The organism is Variovorax dokdonensis (genome assembly GCF_030316895.1).
GTDB lineage: Bacteria > Pseudomonadota > Gammaproteobacteria > Burkholderiales > Burkholderiaceae_C > Variovorax > Variovorax dokdonensis.
In genome coordinates, this window is sequence record NZ_JASZYV010000005.1 from 35,781 (window position 1) to 51,987 (window position 16,207).

Sequence of the window (16,207 nt, forward strand, 5' to 3'; positions counted from 1 at the left end):
CGACGTCGCCGAAACCATCCAGAGCCGGTAGATCGGCACCATGAAGTCCTCTTCAACTCGTTCCAAAGGACTTCATCATGACCGGTTCCATCCGCTCCAATTCCGTTCGTCGCATGCTCGGCGTGAGCGCTCTGTTCCTGTTGGGCGCCGCCGCTGCGCAGGCTGAAACCTACGAAGGTGTCCATTCCATTTCCGGCGCCGTCTCGCGTGCCGACGTGCAGGCGCAGGCTGTCGCCGCGGCGCATGACCCGATGTGGAACGTGCCTTCGGCTTCGCGCGTCGCTCCGGCCATGCCCAATCCCACCAGCCGTTCCATCGTGCAGGCAGAAGCGGTGCGCGCGGCAGCGGAGTTCCGCAGTGGCGAGGTCGACCCGTCTGCCGGCGGCACACCGGCCGCCTATTCCAACCGCTCGGCTTCGAGCAACCAGCTGTGAGCGGAGGCCCTATGCGTCGCTGGTTGCGCAAAAGCGTTCTCGCAGTGGCCGGCTCGGCCGTCGTCATGGGCAGCCTGGCGGGCTGTTCCATGGCTCGCCACAGCGAAGAAGATCGCGCCCAATGGCGCGCCCGCATCGTGGAAAAGGTGGCCGATCGGCTCGATCTGGACGCCACGCAGCGCGACAAACTCGAAGCGCTGGCCCAGAAGCTGCAGGCGCAACGCATGGCCGTGCGCGCAGCGGGCGGCAGCGGCGAGCCTCGCGCCCAGGTCGAAGCCTTGCTGGCCGGCGCCCGTTTCGACCAGGCGGCCGCCCAGCGACTGGTCGACGAAAAGACCCAGGCCGTGCGCGTCGGCAGTACCGAGGTGATCGCGGCAACCGCAGCGTTCTATGACAGCCTGAACCCCGCGCAGCAGCAGAAGGTGCGCGAGTTCATCGAGCGGCGTGGACACGGGCGCTGGAGCCGACATGGCTGAAGCCGCCGACTGGCGCGCGGGGACGGGCGCGACGCGAACCGGGGGGCCTCGCCTCATCACGACGCGCCGCCCGGCAGAGCCGGCTGCGCTGGGCGCCACGAGCGCAGGTGTGCGCATGCTGCTTCGCGCAGAAGGCCTCGCACTTCTGATTGGCGCGCTGGCGCTCTATGCGCAGTTCGGGGCGGGGTGGGGCGTCTTTGCCGCCGCGTTCTTGTTGCCTGACCTCGCGCTGCTGGCCTATCTGGCGGGGCCTCGCATTGGGGCGATGGCCTACAACGCCACCCACAGCACGCTCGGACCGCTGGCTTGTGCCGCCGCGGGCGCGCTGACGGCGTCGCCCGTGCTTGTTGCGGCTGGCCTGGTCTGGGCGGCGCACGTGGGGCTGGATCGGGCGTTGGGCTTCGGCCTGAAATACTGGCGAGGCTTTGCAAGCACCCATCTCGGCCAGATCGGAAGGCCAGACCCTTGGTGATGACTCGACGAGACGACGGGCCGCCGCTGACCGAGAATCGCGGCATGCCCCGCATCCTGCTGATCGACGACGACGAGGAACTTGCGCCGCCGCTTGCGGCCTACTTTGCGCGTTTCGACTGCCAGCTCGAAGCGGCTGTGCGCCCCAGCGAAGGTTTGGCTCGCCTGCACGCCACGCACTACGACGCAGCCATCCTGGACGTCATGCTGCCCGAGATGGACGGCTTTGCCCTGTGCCGCGAGATTCGTCGCACCAGCGACATCCCCATCATCATGCTGACCGCACGCGGCGAAGTCATGGACCGGGTGGTCGGTCTCGAACTGGGCGCCGACGACTATCTGCCAAAGCCCTTCGAGCCCCGGGAATTGGTGGCGCGGGTCCAGACCATCCTGCGCCGCCAGCGCATCGTGCCGGCGACGCCGGTCGTGGTGGCAAGCGCGCGGCGCGCGGAGTTCGACGGCCTGTGCATCGACCTCGACCGCCGCGAGGTGCTTCGGCATGGCGCGCGCGTGGAGCTCACCGGCACGGAATTCGAGTTGCTGGCGATGCTGGCAGCTGAACCAGGCAAGGTGTTCAGCCGCGATGACATCCTCAATCGCCTGCGGGGCCACGAGGCCGAGCTGTATTCGCGCGCGGTCGACATTGTCGTCAGCCGGTTGCGCCGCAAGCTCGAGCCGCTCGACTGCATCAAGACGTTGCGCAACGCCGGCTACACGCTGGCGCTGGGCCGGAGCGAATCGGCGTGATCAAGGACTGGCGCCAGCGATGCGTCGCCCACATGGTGCACCAGCGGGCGCGCCAGCTCGCATGGCGCCGGCGCTGGCGGCATTCATTGCGCCTGCGGCTGGTGACGCTGTTTCTCATCCTTGCACTGGCGATGGCGGCCGCCTTCGTGATGGGCATGCGCGGCGTGTTCGCCAGCGGCTGGCGTGACGTCGGCATTCCGCTGGTGGGCGACTACGTGAGCCGGCTGGCCGCCGAGGTGGGCGATCCGCCGAGCATCGAGCGCGCCCGGGCGCTCTCCGAGCGTCTGCCGATTTCGGTGCGCATCACCGGACCGCGGATCAATTGGGACTCGCACCCCGAGCCCATTGGCATGGACGATGGCTGGGAGCGCAACAAGCGCGACCTGCTCACCCGCACCACATCGGATGGTCACCGGATTCGCTTCGGCCTTGGCCCCATGCCTTGGGAGCGCGGTCCTGGCCGCGTGGTGTGGCTGACGCTCGGCATGTTGCTCCTGTTCGAGCTTGCCGCCTATGCCATCGTGCGGCGCCTGCTGCGCCCGCTCGACGACATCGGCGCCGGCGCCGAACGATTCGGCCGCGGCCAGTTCGACGAGCCGATCCCGATCCGGCGCAACGACGAGCTGGGCGACCTTGGCGAGCGCATCAATACCATGGCGCGCGACATCCACGCCATGCTGGACGCCAAGCGCGGGCTGTTGCTGGCGCTGTCCCATGAGCTTCGTTCGCCGCTCACGCGCGCGAGACTCAATGCCGAATTGCTGCCGGCCAACGCAGAGGGCGAAGCCGAGCGTGCTGCACTGCTGCGCGACCTCAACCTGATGCGCGACCTGATCAGCGACCTGCTGGAAAGCGAACGTCTGTCCAGTCCGCATGCGGCATTGGTCCGCGAGCCCTTGGACATGGCGGCGGTGGTTCGCGAGGCGGTGGCGGGCCTTCCCCAGGGCGACACCGTGCGCCTGCGGCTCGCCATCGATCTGCCCGCCGTTTCGGTGGACCGTACGCGGATGCGTCTTCTGCTGCGCAACATGATTGACAACGCGCTGCGCCACGGCGGATTGGCCGCAGGCGCTGCGCAGCCGCCAGAGGTGACGCTCCGGCGCGTTTCCCCGTCTGCGGGCGACCCTGGGCAAGACATGCTGGAGATCGAGGTTCGCGACTACGGGCCAGGCGTCGAAGAGGCGCAGATCGCCCGTCTGGCCGAGCCCTTCTATCGCAGCGACGCAGCGCGGGCGCGGGCGACCGGTGGCGTCGGGCTCGGCATGTACCTTTGCTCCTTGGTGGCGCAGGCGCACGGCGGCAGCTTCACGCTGCGCAATGCCCACCCAGGCCTTTCGGTCGTGGTCAGGCTGTCGCTTGCGCAACCGGCGGGAATGCCATCGGCGCCTACGATGCGCGTTGGATTCCCACCAGCGAACGTCAAGCGACAGGAGACACCGACATGAGCACCGCCAACATTGCATCCGTCAACCATCAGGTCCGCTTGGCCCGCAGGCCCAAGGGCATGCCCGTGGCCGAGGACTGGTCCTTCACCGAGGAACCCGTGAGCTCGGTCGCCGATGGCGGTGTGCTGGTACAGACCTTGTCGCTCTCGCTCGACCCTGCCATGCGCGGCTGGATGAACGAGGGCAAGAGCTACATCCCGCCGGTCGGCTTGGGCGAGGTCATGCGCGCCGGCGGCGTCGGGCGCGTGGCCGCGTCCGCGCATCCTGCGTTTGCCGTTGGCGACATGGTCTACGGCACTCTGGGCGTTCAGGAATATGCGCTCATCCCCAAGGAAGCCGTGGCGCGTTCGGGGCTGGCAAAGATCGACCTCGCGGCCGGCAGTGTCGGTCAATGGCTCAACGTGTTGGGCATGCCGGGCATGACGGCCTATTTCGGGCTGATGGACATCGGACTGCCGCTCCCAGGCCAGACGCTGGTGGTGTCTGGCGCGGCGGGCGCTGTGGGGCAGACCGTCGGGCAGCTGGCCAAGATCAAGGGCTGCAGGGTGGTCGGCATTGCCGGCGGCGCTGCCAAGTGCGACTGGGTCGTCAAGGAGCTCGGCTTCGACGCCTGCATCGACTACAAGGCCGGCGAGGCCGCGGTGCGCGAAGGGCTCAAGGCGCATTGCCCGCAAGGCGTGGACATCTACTTCGACAACGTCGGCGGCGACATCCTCGATGCGGTGCTTGCGCGCCTGGCCCGCGGAGCACGCATCATCATCTGCGGTGCGATCAGCCAGTACAACAACACGACGCCGGTCCAGGGTCCGAAGAACTACCTGAGCCTGCTGGTCCATCGTGCGAGCATGAAGGGCATGGTGGTCTTCGACTATGCGGACCGCTATCCGCAAGCCGTGGCCGAGTTGTCCGGCTATTTGCGCGATGGGCGCATGACCAGCCGCGAGGATGTGGTCGACGGCGGCGTGGCCGCCTTCCCGGACGCATTGCTGCGTCTGTTCGAGGGCAAGAACTTCGGCAAGCTGATCCTCAAGGTTGCCGACTGAACGGAACGGCAAGCCGCCCCGGTGCGCTTCTTCGGGTCAGCGCGCCCGGGTTCCGAGCACGGCGGCGAAGATGATCAGCGCCGCCGCGATGCCGATGGAGGCGCTAAGCGGCCTTCCCGTGACCAGCAACAGCATGGCGGTTGATGCCAGCGGCGTGATGTAGCTCAAGATGCCGATCTGCCTCGCGTCGCCGCCCTTGAGCGCCTTGTCCCAAAGGTAGAACGCCGCGCCCAGCGGGCCCAAGCCACACAAGACGAGCAGCGCAGCGTCTTGGCCGCCAAGCTGCACCCTGGGTTCCACCAGCACATGGCAGACGAGCGAGAGAAGCCCGGAAACGAGGCCGAACAGGCCGATCGCAGCCGTCGGAAAGTGGGGCACCCGCTTCGTCCACAGTGAATAGCTCGCCCAGATGAAAGCGGAGCCCAGCGCGGGCGCAAACCCCCAAAGCGACTGCCCGGCCTCGATGGCGCCGCCGCCGCGCGCCGACAGGATGGCGATCGCTGCGCCGGCAAAGCCGAGCAGGGCGGCCAGGATGTGTGCGGGACGCAAGCGAACACCGGGCAGCAACCATGGGGCGAGCACCACGATGAACAGCGGCCAGAGGTAGTTCACCAGATTGGCTTCCACGGGCGGCGCAATACGCAGCGCGATGAAGAGCAGGAAGTGAAATCCAAAAAGGCCATACACACCCAGCGCCAGCGTGCGGGCAGGAACCTTCCAGGCAGAGCGATCGCGCAGTACCAGTGGCCAACTCAGCACGCTGCCAACAACCAGTGAGGCACCCGTCAGCAGGAAGGGCGGCAGATGCGCCAGCGCCGTGCCCAGCGAGGCCAGCGTTGCCCATAGCGCGATGGCGCCTAGGGCGTAGAGCGTGGAGGCGCGAGCATCGGCGCTCGCCAAGGCAGAGGGCGCGCTCAACTTGAAGCGGCGGTCAAGCGATCGCGCAGCTCTCGCTTGAGCACCTTGCCGATGGCGCTGCGCGGCAGTTCGTCGGTGAAGACCAGTCGAGTGATCCGCTGGGTCTTACCCACTCGCGCATTGACCCATTCCCGCAGCGCCTCGGTTTCGATGGCGGCGCCTGGCTTGAGCACCACGAATGCGGCTGGCGTTTCACCCCATTCGGCGCTGGGCACGCCAACCACCGAAGCGTCTGCCACAGCGGCATGCTCGCGCAACACGCTTTCCAGGTCGCTCGGATAGATGTTGAAGCCGCCGCTGATGATCATGTCTTTGCGGCGGTCGAACAGGCTGAGAAAGCCGTCGGCGTCGAATCGGGCGATGTCGCCGGTGCGGATGAAGCGCTTGCCAGCGGCGTCGAACCACTCGGCCTCGCGTGTCTTCTCGGGCTGCTTGTTGTAGCCCACCATCATGCCGGCCGAATGGCCCACCACTTCGCCCGATTCGCCGGCCGCGACCTCACGACCGGCCTCGTCGATCAGCCGCACGTCGCTGCCCTCGGCGGGCTTGCCGACTGTGTGCAGCTTGTCCGGATGAAGGTGCGCATCGAGGATGCAGCTACCGCCACCTTCAGTCATGCCGTAGAACTCGGTGAGGCCGCCAGGCCAGCGTGCCAGCACGTCCGCTTTCAGTGCGGCAGAGAAAGGGGCGCTGGTGCAAAACTTGGCCTGAAAGGACGACAGGTCGAACTGATCGAACTGCGGATGTGACATGAGGCGCTGGTATTGCACCGGCACCAGCATCGTGTGGGTGACTCGCAGGTCCTGCGCCAATTGCAGATAGCGGCCGGCATCGAACTTGGGCATGAGCACCACGCAGCCGCCGAAAGCCACGGTGGGGAAGAACACGACCAGCGTTGTGTTGGAGTACAGGGGCGTCGACAGCAGCGTCACCGATTCGGGGCCATAGCCATACTTGGCGCCTCGCTTGATGTGCGCCCAGCGCATGCCATGGCCCTGGACGACGCCTTTGGGCTCACCGGTCGTGCCGGAGGAATAGATGATGTTGAACGCCGTGGTCGGCGTGATCTGCGGTGAGTCCGGGCATTCGCCTTCGGGCGCCAGCCCGTCGGCAAGCGCAACGGTGCCGGCTTCGGTCGATCCATCCAGCCCAATGCGAGCGATCTCGCCAGGCACTTCGCTCAACAAGGCGCGCGTTGATGCGTCGGTGAACAGGAGCCGTGCTCCGGCATCCTCGACCATGCGTCTGAGGCTGGCGGGCGTCGACCCGGGCGCCAGGGGTGCCACCGCCACACCTGCGCGCAATGCGCCCAGAAAAACGCTGGCGTAGGCGACGGAAGATGCCGCGCAGATCGCGATGGAATCGCCAACGACAAGACCGGCTTTCTGCAATCCGCACGCGACCTGATCCATGCGGCGATCGAGTTCGGCCCAGGTCAAGCTTTGCTGTTCGTCGCGGAATGCCAGCGCATCGGGGCGTTGGCGGGCGTGCAGCTTCACCAGATCGGCCACAAGGCCAAAGTCTTGCGCGATGAGTTGCGAAGCGGAATCGGTCATTGCGGCAAGCCTCCCTATCAATACAGATGCCGCATTTGAATATATCGCACGCCCCAGCGTGCGCCGAGTGCAGGTCAGACGCCTGCGGCGTGCGCCTGCTCGTCGGCGTGATAGCTCGATCGCACCATCGCGCCCACTGCTGCGTGCGAGAAGCCCATCTTGTAGGCCTCTTCCTCGAACATCTTGAACGTGTCCGGATGAACGTAGCGGCGCACCGGCAGATGGCTGTTGCTGGGTGCCAGATATTGGCCGATGGTCAGCATGTCGATGTCGTGGGCGCGCATCTCGCGCATGACCTGCAGGATCTCTTCGTCCGTCTCGCCAAGGCCGACCATGATGCCGCTCTTCGTGGGCACGTTCGGATGCAGGGCCTTGAACTTCTTGAGCAGGTTCAGGCTGAACTGGTAGTCCGAACCTGGCCGCGCTTCCTTGTACAGGCGCGGGATGGTCTCGAGGTTGTGGTTCATCACATCCGGCGGAGCGGCCTTGAGGATCTCGAGCGCGCGATCGTCGCGGCCCCGGAAATCGGGCACGAGGATCTCGATCTGCGTGGTCGGCGACAGCTCGCGCACATGGCGGATGCAATCGACGAAGTGTCCGCTGCCACCGTCGCGCAGATCGTCGCGGTCCACGCTGGTGATGACCACGTACTTCAGTCGCAGCGCCGCAATGGTACGAGCCAGGTTGAGCGGTTCATCCTTGTCCAGGGGATCAGGGCGGCCGTGCCCCACGTCGCAGAACGGGCAGCGCCGCGTGCACTTGTCACCCATGATCATGAAGGTCGCAGTGCCCTTGCCGAAGCATTCGCCGATGTTCGGGCAAGACGCTTCCTCGCACACGGTGTGCAGGTTGCTCTCGCGCAGGATCTTCTTGATCTCGTAGAAGCGGGTGGTGGGGCTGCCCGCCCGCACGCGGATCCATTCGGGCTTCTTGAGCACTTCTCCTTGCTCGACCTTGATCGGAATGCGCGACAGCTTGGCCGCGGCCTTCTGCTTGGCCAGCGGGTTGTAGCTTTCGGCGCTTTGCGCTTCGCGGACGACTTCGGACGTGCTCATGATGAATGGCCTTCGTGCTTCGCAGTGCGCTGCGAGCTTCCTTCAAACAGGCTGCAAGCAGCCGGACTCGGGCTGGTGAGGGGATTCACGGTGCCAGGTAGGCCAGCAGCTTGCGGCACATGACCAGCGCTGCCTCCTCCGGGTCAACCCGAACCCCGATTGTAGAAAGGTCGACCGTTTTCAGCCCGCTGTAACCGCAAGGGTTGATCCGGCCGAAGGGTTCAAGGTCCATCGCCACGTTGAGCGCGACGCCGTGGTAAGTGCAGTGGCGGCTGACCTTGATGCCCAGCGCGGCAATCTTGCCAAGACCCTGGAACGGGTCGTCCGGACGGGCCGGGCCAGCCAGCGCCGCATGAGAGAAAGGATCTTCCAGGCGCACGTAAATGCCGGGTGCGCCTGCGACGCGGTGGCCGGTCACGCCGAAATGGTCCAGCGTACGGATCACCGATTCCTCGATGCGGTAGACGTACTCCTTGACGAAATAGCCGGCGCGTCGCAGGTCGATGAGCGGGTACGCCACCACTTGCCCGGGTCCATGGTAGGTCACCTGGCCGCCGCGGTCGGTCTGGACGACGGGAATATCGCCTGGGGCAAGAAGGTGCCCGGCCTTCCCGGCCAGACCTTGGGTGAACACCGGGGCATGTTCGCAGAGCCATATCTGGTCGGGCTCGTCGGCGCCGCGGCCAAGCGTGAACGTGCGCATGGCGCTCCACGTCGCTTGATAGTCGACGCGGTCGAGTCGTCGGACTTGCACGGCGCCAGGGCTGGCCTCGGCGATCATGGTCAGAGCACGACCTTCACCATCGGATGAGAGGACAGTGCGCGGTAAAGATCGTCGAGCTGCTCGCGGCTTGTCGCAGTGACGGTCACAGTCACGCCCAGATAGTTGCCGGCCTTGCTGTCGCGCAACTCGACGCTGGCGGCATCGAACTCCGGGTCGTACTGGCGGGCGATGTGGGTCACGGCAGTCACGAAGCCCTCCACGTTCGCGCCCATCACCTTGATGGGAAACTTGGAGGGGTATTCGATGAGCGAATCCTTGCGCGGATCGCCGTCGGCGCCGGGGGGTGTGGTGGTGCTCATGATGGAGGTTCTCGCGTCAGTCAAACGATGGCAGATGGGGACGCAAAACGACATTCCAAGCACGCTTGATCATCATCATTCTTGGCGTCATGGGTTTGTACCTATAATCAATGGCTTTGTGAAATTTTGCAGGCACGAACGCGGGCACAACTCCAATGACAAGAAATGCCCCGGACGCCAAGGAGACCAAGGTTCTGCCCAAGCCCATTCCGGAGAAGGAGTGGGAAGACTGGCAAGACCGGCCGGATCCTGACGCAGGTTTCAAGCGACTGAGCGCCGAGGAGGCGCGCGAGTTGCGCAAACGCAGCCCACAGGTCTCGCCCTGGCGGGTGATCGTGGGACAAATCATTGTGGGCATTCTGGTGGCTTTGGCCGCCTGGGGCCTGACGGGACAAAAGAACATAGGTTGGTCGGCCGGTTATGGCGCGCTGTCGGTGGTCATCCCCGCGGCCGTTTTTGCTCGCGGACTGACTGGGCGCCTGGCGTCCTTGAATCCAAGCACGGCGATGCTCGGATTCTTTGTGTGGGAAATGGTCAAGTTGGCCTTGACGGTGGCGATGTTGTTCGCTGCTCCAAGGCTGGTCACGGCGCTGAGCTGGCCGGCGATGCTGGTGGGCTTGGTGGTTGCGATGCAGGCGTACTGGCTGGCGGTCATTTTGGCTCCCGGGCGCAAGCAACGCGGGTAACTTTTGGAACGAGTGAAAGATGGCTGCTGAAAACGCTGCAGAACAAGGGCAAAGCGCGGGTGAATACATCATTCACCACTTGACGCATTACCAGACCGCCAAGCCTTCGAGCATCGCCGACTTCACTGTCTTCAATTTCGACTCCATCTTCTTTTCGATCGCCCTGGGCGTGATCGGGTGCTGGCTGCTTTGGCTCGGTGCCCGCAAGGCGACTTCGGGCGTTCCCGGGCGCTTCCAGGCGGCGGTCGAGGTGCTGGTCGAGATGGTCGACCAGCAAGCCAAGGGCATCGTCCACAGCGCCACAAGCCGCAAGTTGGTGGCCCCGCTCGCGCTGACGGTCTTCGTCTGGATCTTCATGCTCAATGCGATGGATCTGCTGCCCGTCGATCTGCTGCCTTTCCTGTGGGCCAAGATCTACGGTCTGGCCGGTCACGATCCGGAGCATGCCTACCTGCGCGTCGTGCCGACCGCCGACCTTTCCGTCACGATGGGCCTGTCGGTTTCCGTCCTGCTGATCTGCCTGTACTACAACGTCAAGATCAAGGGCCTGGGCGGCTGGATCCATGAGTTGTTCACCGCGCCTTTCGGCAATCACTGGGCGCTCTACCCCTTCAATTTCGCGATGCAGATCATCGAGTTCGTTGCCAAGACGATCTCGCACGGCATGCGACTGTTCGGCAACATGTATGCCGGTGAACTCATCTTCCTGCTCATCGCATTGATGGGTGGTGCCTGGTCGCTTTCCGGCACGGGCATCATGCTGGCCATCGGCCACATCATTGCCGGTACCGTGTGGTCGATCTTCCACATCCTGATCATCACGCTGCAGGCCTTCGTGTTCATGATGCTGACGCTGGTGTACATCGGCCAAGCTCACGACGCGCACTGATCAGTTTTTCGTTTTTCCTTTCTCGTCAACCAAAGTCCCTTAGGAGTCATCATGGAAGTTATCAGCTTTGTTGCCCTGGCCGCCGGCCTGATCATCGGTCTCGGCGCTTTCGGCGCTTGCGTCGGCATCGGCATCATGGGCAGCAAGTACCTTGAGTCGGCAGCACGCCAGCCCGAGCTGATGGGTGAACTGCAAACCAAGATGTTCCTGCTGGTCGGCCTGATCGACGCATCGTTCATCATCGGTACCGGTGTGGCCCTGTGGTTCGCCACCGCCAACCCGTTCCTGGCGCAGATCGCTGCCGTCGCCAAGTAATCGGCCGGCCTTTTCCGCTGTCGACCTGTGTCAAACCTTCGGGAACAGCATCTTCGGATCCATTCCCAAAGAGAGGGTGAAAAGTGAGCATTACCGGTACCCTGATCGTTCAGATGATCGTGTTCCTGATCCTGGTCTGGTTCACGATGAAGTTCGTCTGGCCGCCGATCGCGCAGGCGCTGGACCAGCGCGCGCAGAAAATCGCCGATGGTCTGGCTGCGGCCGACAAGGCGAAGGCTGATCTGAGCGCTGCCAACCAGCGCGTCGAGGCTGAACTGAGCCAGGCGCGCAACGACTCCGCGCAACGCCTGGCCGACGCCGAGCGCCATGCGCAGTCGATCATCGAGGACGCCAAGAATCGCGCCACGGAAGAGGGCAACAAGATCATTGCCGCCGCACGTGCCGAAGCCGAGCAACAGGCCGTGAAGGCCCGCGAAGTGCTGCGCGAGCAAGTGGCTGCCTTGGCCGTCAAGGGTGCGGAGCAGATCCTGCGCAAGGAAGTCAACGCCGGCGTCCACGCCGACCTGCTTTCCCGCCTGCAGACTGAGCTGTAAGAAGTCCCCGAGGCAGAAGGATCCCCATGGCAGAAATCGCCACCATTGCGCGCCCATACGCGGAAGCGTTGTTCGATGCGTCCCGGTCGGACCTGAACGGCACGGCCGCCTGGCTCGATCGCGTCGCGGCGATCGCCGCCGACCCGCAGCTCAAGGAGCTTGCCGACAACCCGAAGGTCACGGCCGAACAGGTGATGGGCGTGATCTCCGGCGCGGCGGGCATGCCGCTTCCTCCGACGGCGACCAACTTCCTTGCCACGGTCCTGGACAACGGCCGATTCGCGGCCGTGTCAGAGATTGCTCGCCAATTCCGGGTTCTGGCCAATGCGCAAGGTGGCGTCTCCGACGCTCTGGTGCAAAGCGCCTTCCCGATTGGCGACGCCGAGCTGGCTCAGTTGGGTGTAACGCTGGAGAAGCGCTTCGGCCGCAAGCTCAAACTGTCGGTCGAGCAGGATTCGTCGCTCATCGGCGGCGTCCGCGTGGTCGTGGGTGACGAGGTGCTCGACACCTCCGTCAAGGCGCGCCTCGAACAAATGAAAGTCGCGCTGACGGCCTGAGGCCGGCAGCACCTTCAAAAGAAAGCAAAGGAAAGAGTCATGCAACTCAATCCCGCAGAGATTTCCGAGCTGATCAAGAGCCGCATCGAGGGCTTGGGCGTCAGCGCCAACATCCGCAACGAAGGCACCGTGGTGTCGGTGACCGACGGTATCGTGCGCGTGCACGGCCTGTCGGACGCCATGCAAGGCGAAATGCTGGAGTTCCCTCCCACCGCGGATGGCACGGCCACCTTCGGCCTGGCACTCAACCTCGAGCGCGACTCCGTCGGCGCCGTGATTCTGGGTGAGTATGAGCACATCTCCGAAGGCGACACGGTCAAGTGCACCGGCCGCATTCTGGAAGTGCCAGTCGGCCCCGAGCTGATCGGGCGCGTCGTGAACGCGCTGGGTCAGCCCATCGACGGCAAGGGCCCGATCAACGCCAAGATGACCGACGTGATCGAGAAGGTTGCTCCAGGCGTGATCGCGCGTCAGAGCGTGGACCAGCCGATGCAAACGGGCCTGAAGTCCATCGACTCGATGGTGCCCGTTGGCCGCGGCCAGCGCGAACTGATCATCGGTGACCGCCAGACCGGCAAGACCGCCGTGGCGATCGACACGATCATCAACCAGAAGGGTCAGAACATGACCTGCGTCTACGTCGCCATCGGCCAGAAGGCGTCGTCGATCAAGAACGTGGTGCGAGCCCTGGAGCAAGCCGGCGCGATGGAATACACCATCGTCGTGGCCGCTGCTGCTTCCGATTCCGCCGCCATGCAGTATGTGTCGGCCTACTCCGGCTGCACGATGGGCGAGTACTTCCGCGACCGCGGCCAAGACGCCCTGATCATCTATGACGATCTGTCGAAGCAGGCTGTTGCCTACCGCCAGGTCTCGCTGCTGCTGCGCCGTCCGCCAGGTCGCGAAGCCTATCCGGGCGACGTGTTCTACCTACACAGCCGTCTGCTCGAGCGCGCTGCCCGCGTGAACGCCGACTACGTCGAAGCCTTCACCAAGGGTGAAGTCAAGGGCAAGACCGGTTCGCTGACGGCACTGCCGATCATCGAAACGCAAGCCGGCGACGTGTCCGCCTTCGTTCCGACCAACGTGATCTCGATCACCGACGGCCAGATCTTCCTGGAAACCAACCTGTTCAACGCCGGCATCCGCCCCGCCATCAACGCCGGTATCTCGGTGTCGCGCGTGGGTTCGTCGGCGCAGACCAAGGTCATCAAGGGCTTGTCGGGCGGTATCCGTACTGACCTGGCGCAGTACCGTGAGCTGGCTGCATTCGCGCAGTTCGCTTCCGACCTGGATGAAGCCACCCGCAAGCAGCTCGACCGCGGTGCCCGCGTGACCGAACTGCTCAAGCAGGCCCAGTACAGCCCGCTGCCCATCTCGCTGATGGCCTCTTCTCTGTTCGCGGTGAACAAGGGCTTCATGGATGACCTGGAAGTCAAGCAAGTGCTGCCCTTCGAGCACGGCCTGCACCAGTTCCTGAAGACCAGCCACGGCGCTCTGATCGAGAAGATCGACCAGGCCAAGGCCCTGGACAAGGACGCGGAAGCCGAGCTGCTGGCTGCGATCACGGCGTTCAAGAAGTCGTTCGCCTAAACCGCCAGCGGGCAAGGAGTCTCTATGGCAGCTGGCAAGGAAATTCGCGGCAAGATCAAATCGGTGGAGAACACCAAGAAGATCACCAAGGCCATGGAGATGGTCTCGGTCTCCAAGATGCGCAAGGCGCAGGACCGCATGCGTGCGGCCCGCCCGTACAGCGAGCGGATCCGCGCCATTGCGGCAAACCTGGGCCAGGCAAACCCCGAGTACACGCACGCCTTCATGAAGACGAACGAGGCCAAGGCCGTCGGCTTCATCGTGGTGACGAGCGACAAGGGTTTGGCTGGTGGCTTGAACACCAACGTTCTGCGTGCCCTGACGGCCAAGATGCGCGAGGCGCAGAGCGCCGGCGTTGCGGTCGAGACCGTCGCGATCGGCAGCAAGGGCCTTGGTTTTCTCAACCGGGTTGGCGCCCGCGTGGTGGCACACGTCACCCAGCTGGGCGACACGCCGCATCTCGACAAGCTCATCGGCCCGGTCAAGACGCTCCTGGACGCTTACGCGGACGGCAAGCTTTCGGCCGTGCACGTGTGCTACACGAAGTTCGTCAACACGATCAAGCAGGAGCCGGTGGTGGAGCAGTTGCTTCCCCTGGCGGCAGACGCGCTCAAGGTAGAGAAGGGTCACCATTCGTGGGACTACATCTACGAGCCGGATGCGCAAAGCGTGATCGACGAACTTCTGGTTCGCTACGTCGAGTCGCTGGTGTACCAATCGGTGGCCGAGAACATGGCGTCCGAGCATTCCGCGCGCATGGTGGCCATGAAGGCTGCTACCGACAACGCGGGCAACGTGATCAACGAGCTGAAGCTGGTCTACAACAAGACCCGTCAGGCAGGCATCACGACCGAATTGTCGGAAATCGTGGCGGGCGCCGCCGCGGCCACCGGGGAGTGACGGTCACGTCCAAGGCGACCGTCCTCTTACAGAATCAAATACTTATCGGAGCAGAACATGGCTCAACAAAACGCAGTTGAAGGCAAGATCGTGCAGGTCATCGGCGCCGTGGTGGACGTGGAGTTCCCGCGCGACCAGATGCCCAAGGTGTACGACGCCTTGAAGTTCCAGGGCGGTGGCCTGACGCTGGAAGTCCAGCAGCAGCTGGGCGACGGCGTGGTGCGTACCATCGCGCTGGGTTCGTCCGACGGCCTGCGCCGCGGTCTGACCGTGGCCAACACCGGAGCACCCATCACCGTGCCGGTCGGCAAGGCAACCCTCGGCCGCATCATGGACGTGCTGGGCAACCCCATCGACGAGCGCGGCCCCGTGAGCCAGGAACTCACCGCTTCCATCCACCGCAAGCCGCCAGCCTATGACGAGCTGTCGCCTTCCACCGAACTGCTGGAAACCGGCATCAAGGTGATCGACCTGGTCTGCCCGTTCGCCAAGGGCGGCAAGGTGGGCCTGTTCGGCGGCGCCGGCGTGGGCAAGACCGTGAACATGATGGAACTCATCAACAACATCGCCAAGGCTCACTCGGGTCTGTCGGTGTTCGCTGGTGTGGGCGAGCGTACCCGCGAGGGCAACGACTTCTATCACGAAATGTCGGACTCCAAGGTCGTCGTTCAGGAGAACCTGTCCGAGTCCAAGGTAGCCATGGTCTACGGCCAGATGAACGAGCCGCCGGGCAACCGCCTGCGCGTGGCACTGACCGGCCTGACCATTGCCGAGTCGTTCCGCGACGAAGGCCGTGACGTGCTGTTCTTCGTGGACAACATCTACCGCTACACCCTGGCCGGCACCGAAGTGTCCGCTCTGCTGGGTCGTATGCCTTCCGCCGTGGGCTACCAGCCAACGCTGGCCGAGGAAATGGGTCGCCTGCAAGAGCGGATCACCTCGACCAAGGTGGGCTCGATCACTTCCATCCAGGCCGTGTACGTGCCTGCCGATGACTTGACCGACCCGTCGCCTGCCACCACCTTCGCCCACTTGGATTCGACCGTGGTGCTGTCGCGTGACATCGCTTCGCTGGGTATCTACCCTGCCGTGGATCCGCTGGATTCGACCTCGCGCCAGCTCGACCCCCACGTGGTCGGCGAAGAGCACTACGGTGTCGCCCGCTCCGTCCAAGGCACGCTGCAGCGCTACAAGGAATTGCGCGACATCATCGCCATTCTGGGCATGGACGAACTGGCGCCGGAAGACAAGCTGGCCGTGGCTCGCGCCCGGAAGATCCAGCGTTTCCTGTCGCAGCCGTTCCACGTTGCCGAAGTGTTCACCGGCTCGCCTGGCAAGTACGTGCCGCTGGCCGAGACGATCCGCGGCTTCAAGATGATCGTTGCTGGCGAGTGCGACCACCTGCCTGAGCAGGCCTTCTACATGGTCGGCACCATCGACGAGGCTTTCGAGAAGGCCAAGAAGGTCGCTTAAGAAGGAATCACC

At 64.5% G+C, this 16,207-nt stretch carries 19 protein-coding genes; 14 read left to right on the top strand and 5 right to left on the bottom strand.

The genetic code is table 11. The annotated features are described in order from the left end of the window. Positions 1-77 precede the first annotated feature (77 nt). Genes QTH91_RS20495 through QTH91_RS20520 form a run of 6 tightly spaced genes read left to right on the top strand, consistent with a single transcriptional unit; the run spans position 78 to position 4,616 of the window. Positions 78-434 carry a helicase SNF2 gene (locus tag QTH91_RS20495; RefSeq protein ID WP_286662002.1) on the top strand — a complete coding sequence of 119 codons (357 nt, stop codon included), beginning with the start codon at positions 78-80 and terminating at the stop codon, positions 432-434. A gap of 23 nt (positions 435-457) precedes the next feature. Beyond that, a complete protein-coding gene (locus QTH91_RS20500) occupies positions 458-910 on the top strand; it encodes a Spy/CpxP family protein refolding chaperone (RefSeq protein WP_286662003.1) in 453 nt (150 codons plus the stop codon). Continuing rightward, positions 903-1,382, top strand: a complete 480-nt coding sequence (locus tag QTH91_RS20505; RefSeq protein WP_286662004.1) for a DUF4260 domain-containing protein — start codon at positions 903-905, stop codon at positions 1,380-1,382. Before QTH91_RS20500 ends, QTH91_RS20505 begins: the two co-directional genes overlap by 8 nt. Positions 1,383-1,426: 44 nt before the next feature. Further along, on the top strand, positions 1,427-2,128 hold the full coding sequence (locus QTH91_RS20510) for a response regulator transcription factor (RefSeq protein WP_286662005.1): 702 nt from the start codon (positions 1,427-1,429) through the stop codon (positions 2,126-2,128). A gap of 32 nt (positions 2,129-2,160) precedes the next feature. Beyond that, the gene (locus QTH91_RS20515) at positions 2,161-3,573 is read left to right on the top strand and encodes a HAMP domain-containing sensor histidine kinase (RefSeq protein ID WP_286662196.1); all 1,413 of its coding nucleotides are present in this window, start codon (positions 2,161-2,163) and stop codon (positions 3,571-3,573) included. Further along, entirely contained in the window at positions 3,570-4,616 is a 1,047-nt protein-coding gene (locus tag QTH91_RS20520) for an NADP-dependent oxidoreductase (protein ID WP_286662006.1), read from the top strand. Before QTH91_RS20515 ends, QTH91_RS20520 begins: the two co-directional genes overlap by 4 nt. Before the next feature lie 36 nt (positions 4,617-4,652). On the opposite strand, the gene QTH91_RS20525 is transcribed toward QTH91_RS20520, so the two are convergent. From QTH91_RS20525 to QTH91_RS20545, 5 genes are all read right to left on the bottom strand, one after another. Beyond that, on the bottom strand, positions 4,653-5,534 hold the full coding sequence (locus QTH91_RS20525) for a DMT family transporter (RefSeq protein WP_286662007.1): 882 nt from the start codon (positions 5,532-5,534) through the stop codon (positions 4,653-4,655). Next, the gene (locus QTH91_RS20530; RefSeq protein WP_286662008.1) at positions 5,531-7,090 is read right to left on the bottom strand and encodes a class I adenylate-forming enzyme family protein; all 1,560 of its coding nucleotides are present in this window, start codon (positions 7,088-7,090) and stop codon (positions 5,531-5,533) included. Before QTH91_RS20530 ends, QTH91_RS20525 begins: the two co-directional genes overlap by 4 nt. Positions 7,091-7,164: 74 nt before the next feature. After that, the gene (gene lipA, locus QTH91_RS20535; protein ID WP_286662009.1) at positions 7,165-8,145 is read right to left on the bottom strand and encodes a lipoyl synthase; all 981 of its coding nucleotides are present in this window, start codon (positions 8,143-8,145) and stop codon (positions 7,165-7,167) included. A gap of 85 nt (positions 8,146-8,230) precedes the next feature. Continuing rightward, entirely contained in the window at positions 8,231-8,926 is a 696-nt protein-coding gene (lipB, locus tag QTH91_RS20540) for a lipoyl(octanoyl) transferase LipB (protein WP_286662010.1), read from the bottom strand. A gap of 2 nt (positions 8,927-8,928) precedes the next feature. Beyond that, positions 8,929-9,228, bottom strand: coding sequence for a YbeD family protein (locus QTH91_RS20545; protein WP_286662011.1), 300 nt, complete (start codon positions 9,226-9,228; stop codon positions 8,929-8,931). A gap of 155 nt (positions 9,229-9,383) precedes the next feature. Between QTH91_RS20545 and QTH91_RS20550 the strand changes: the two genes are divergently transcribed. The 8 genes from QTH91_RS20550 (at position 9,384) to atpD (ending at position 16,195) form a co-directional block, all read left to right on the top strand. Next, a complete protein-coding gene (locus QTH91_RS20550) occupies positions 9,384-9,914 on the top strand; it encodes an ATP synthase subunit I (RefSeq protein WP_286662012.1) in 531 nt (176 codons plus the stop codon). Between the two features lie 19 nt (positions 9,915-9,933). Beyond that, complete coding sequence (gene atpB / locus QTH91_RS20555) at positions 9,934-10,803, top strand: F0F1 ATP synthase subunit A (protein ID WP_286662013.1); 870 nt, start codon at positions 9,934-9,936, stop codon at positions 10,801-10,803. A 51-nt stretch (positions 10,804-10,854) separates the two neighbouring features. Next, positions 10,855-11,118 carry a F0F1 ATP synthase subunit C gene (atpE, locus tag QTH91_RS20560; RefSeq protein WP_165402373.1) on the top strand — a complete coding sequence of 88 codons (264 nt, stop codon included), beginning with the start codon at positions 10,855-10,857 and terminating at the stop codon, positions 11,116-11,118. Between the two features lie 83 nt (positions 11,119-11,201). Continuing rightward, on the top strand, positions 11,202-11,672 hold the full coding sequence (locus tag QTH91_RS20565) for a F0F1 ATP synthase subunit B (protein WP_286662014.1): 471 nt from the start codon (positions 11,202-11,204) through the stop codon (positions 11,670-11,672). 26 nt (positions 11,673-11,698) lie between these two features. Next, positions 11,699-12,229 carry a F0F1 ATP synthase subunit delta gene (locus tag QTH91_RS20570; protein WP_286662015.1) on the top strand — a complete coding sequence of 177 codons (531 nt, stop codon included), beginning with the start codon at positions 11,699-11,701 and terminating at the stop codon, positions 12,227-12,229. Positions 12,230-12,268: 39 nt separating this feature from the next. After that, a complete protein-coding gene (gene atpA, locus QTH91_RS20575) occupies positions 12,269-13,822 on the top strand; it encodes a F0F1 ATP synthase subunit alpha (RefSeq protein WP_286662016.1) in 1,554 nt (517 codons plus the stop codon). Between the two features lie 24 nt (positions 13,823-13,846). After that, on the top strand, positions 13,847-14,722 hold the full coding sequence (gene atpG / locus QTH91_RS20580) for a F0F1 ATP synthase subunit gamma (RefSeq protein WP_286662017.1): 876 nt from the start codon (positions 13,847-13,849) through the stop codon (positions 14,720-14,722). A gap of 57 nt (positions 14,723-14,779) precedes the next feature. Beyond that, positions 14,780-16,195 carry a F0F1 ATP synthase subunit beta gene (gene atpD, locus QTH91_RS20585; protein WP_286662018.1) on the top strand — a complete coding sequence of 472 codons (1,416 nt, stop codon included), beginning with the start codon at positions 14,780-14,782 and terminating at the stop codon, positions 16,193-16,195. Positions 16,196-16,207 lie beyond the last annotated feature (12 nt).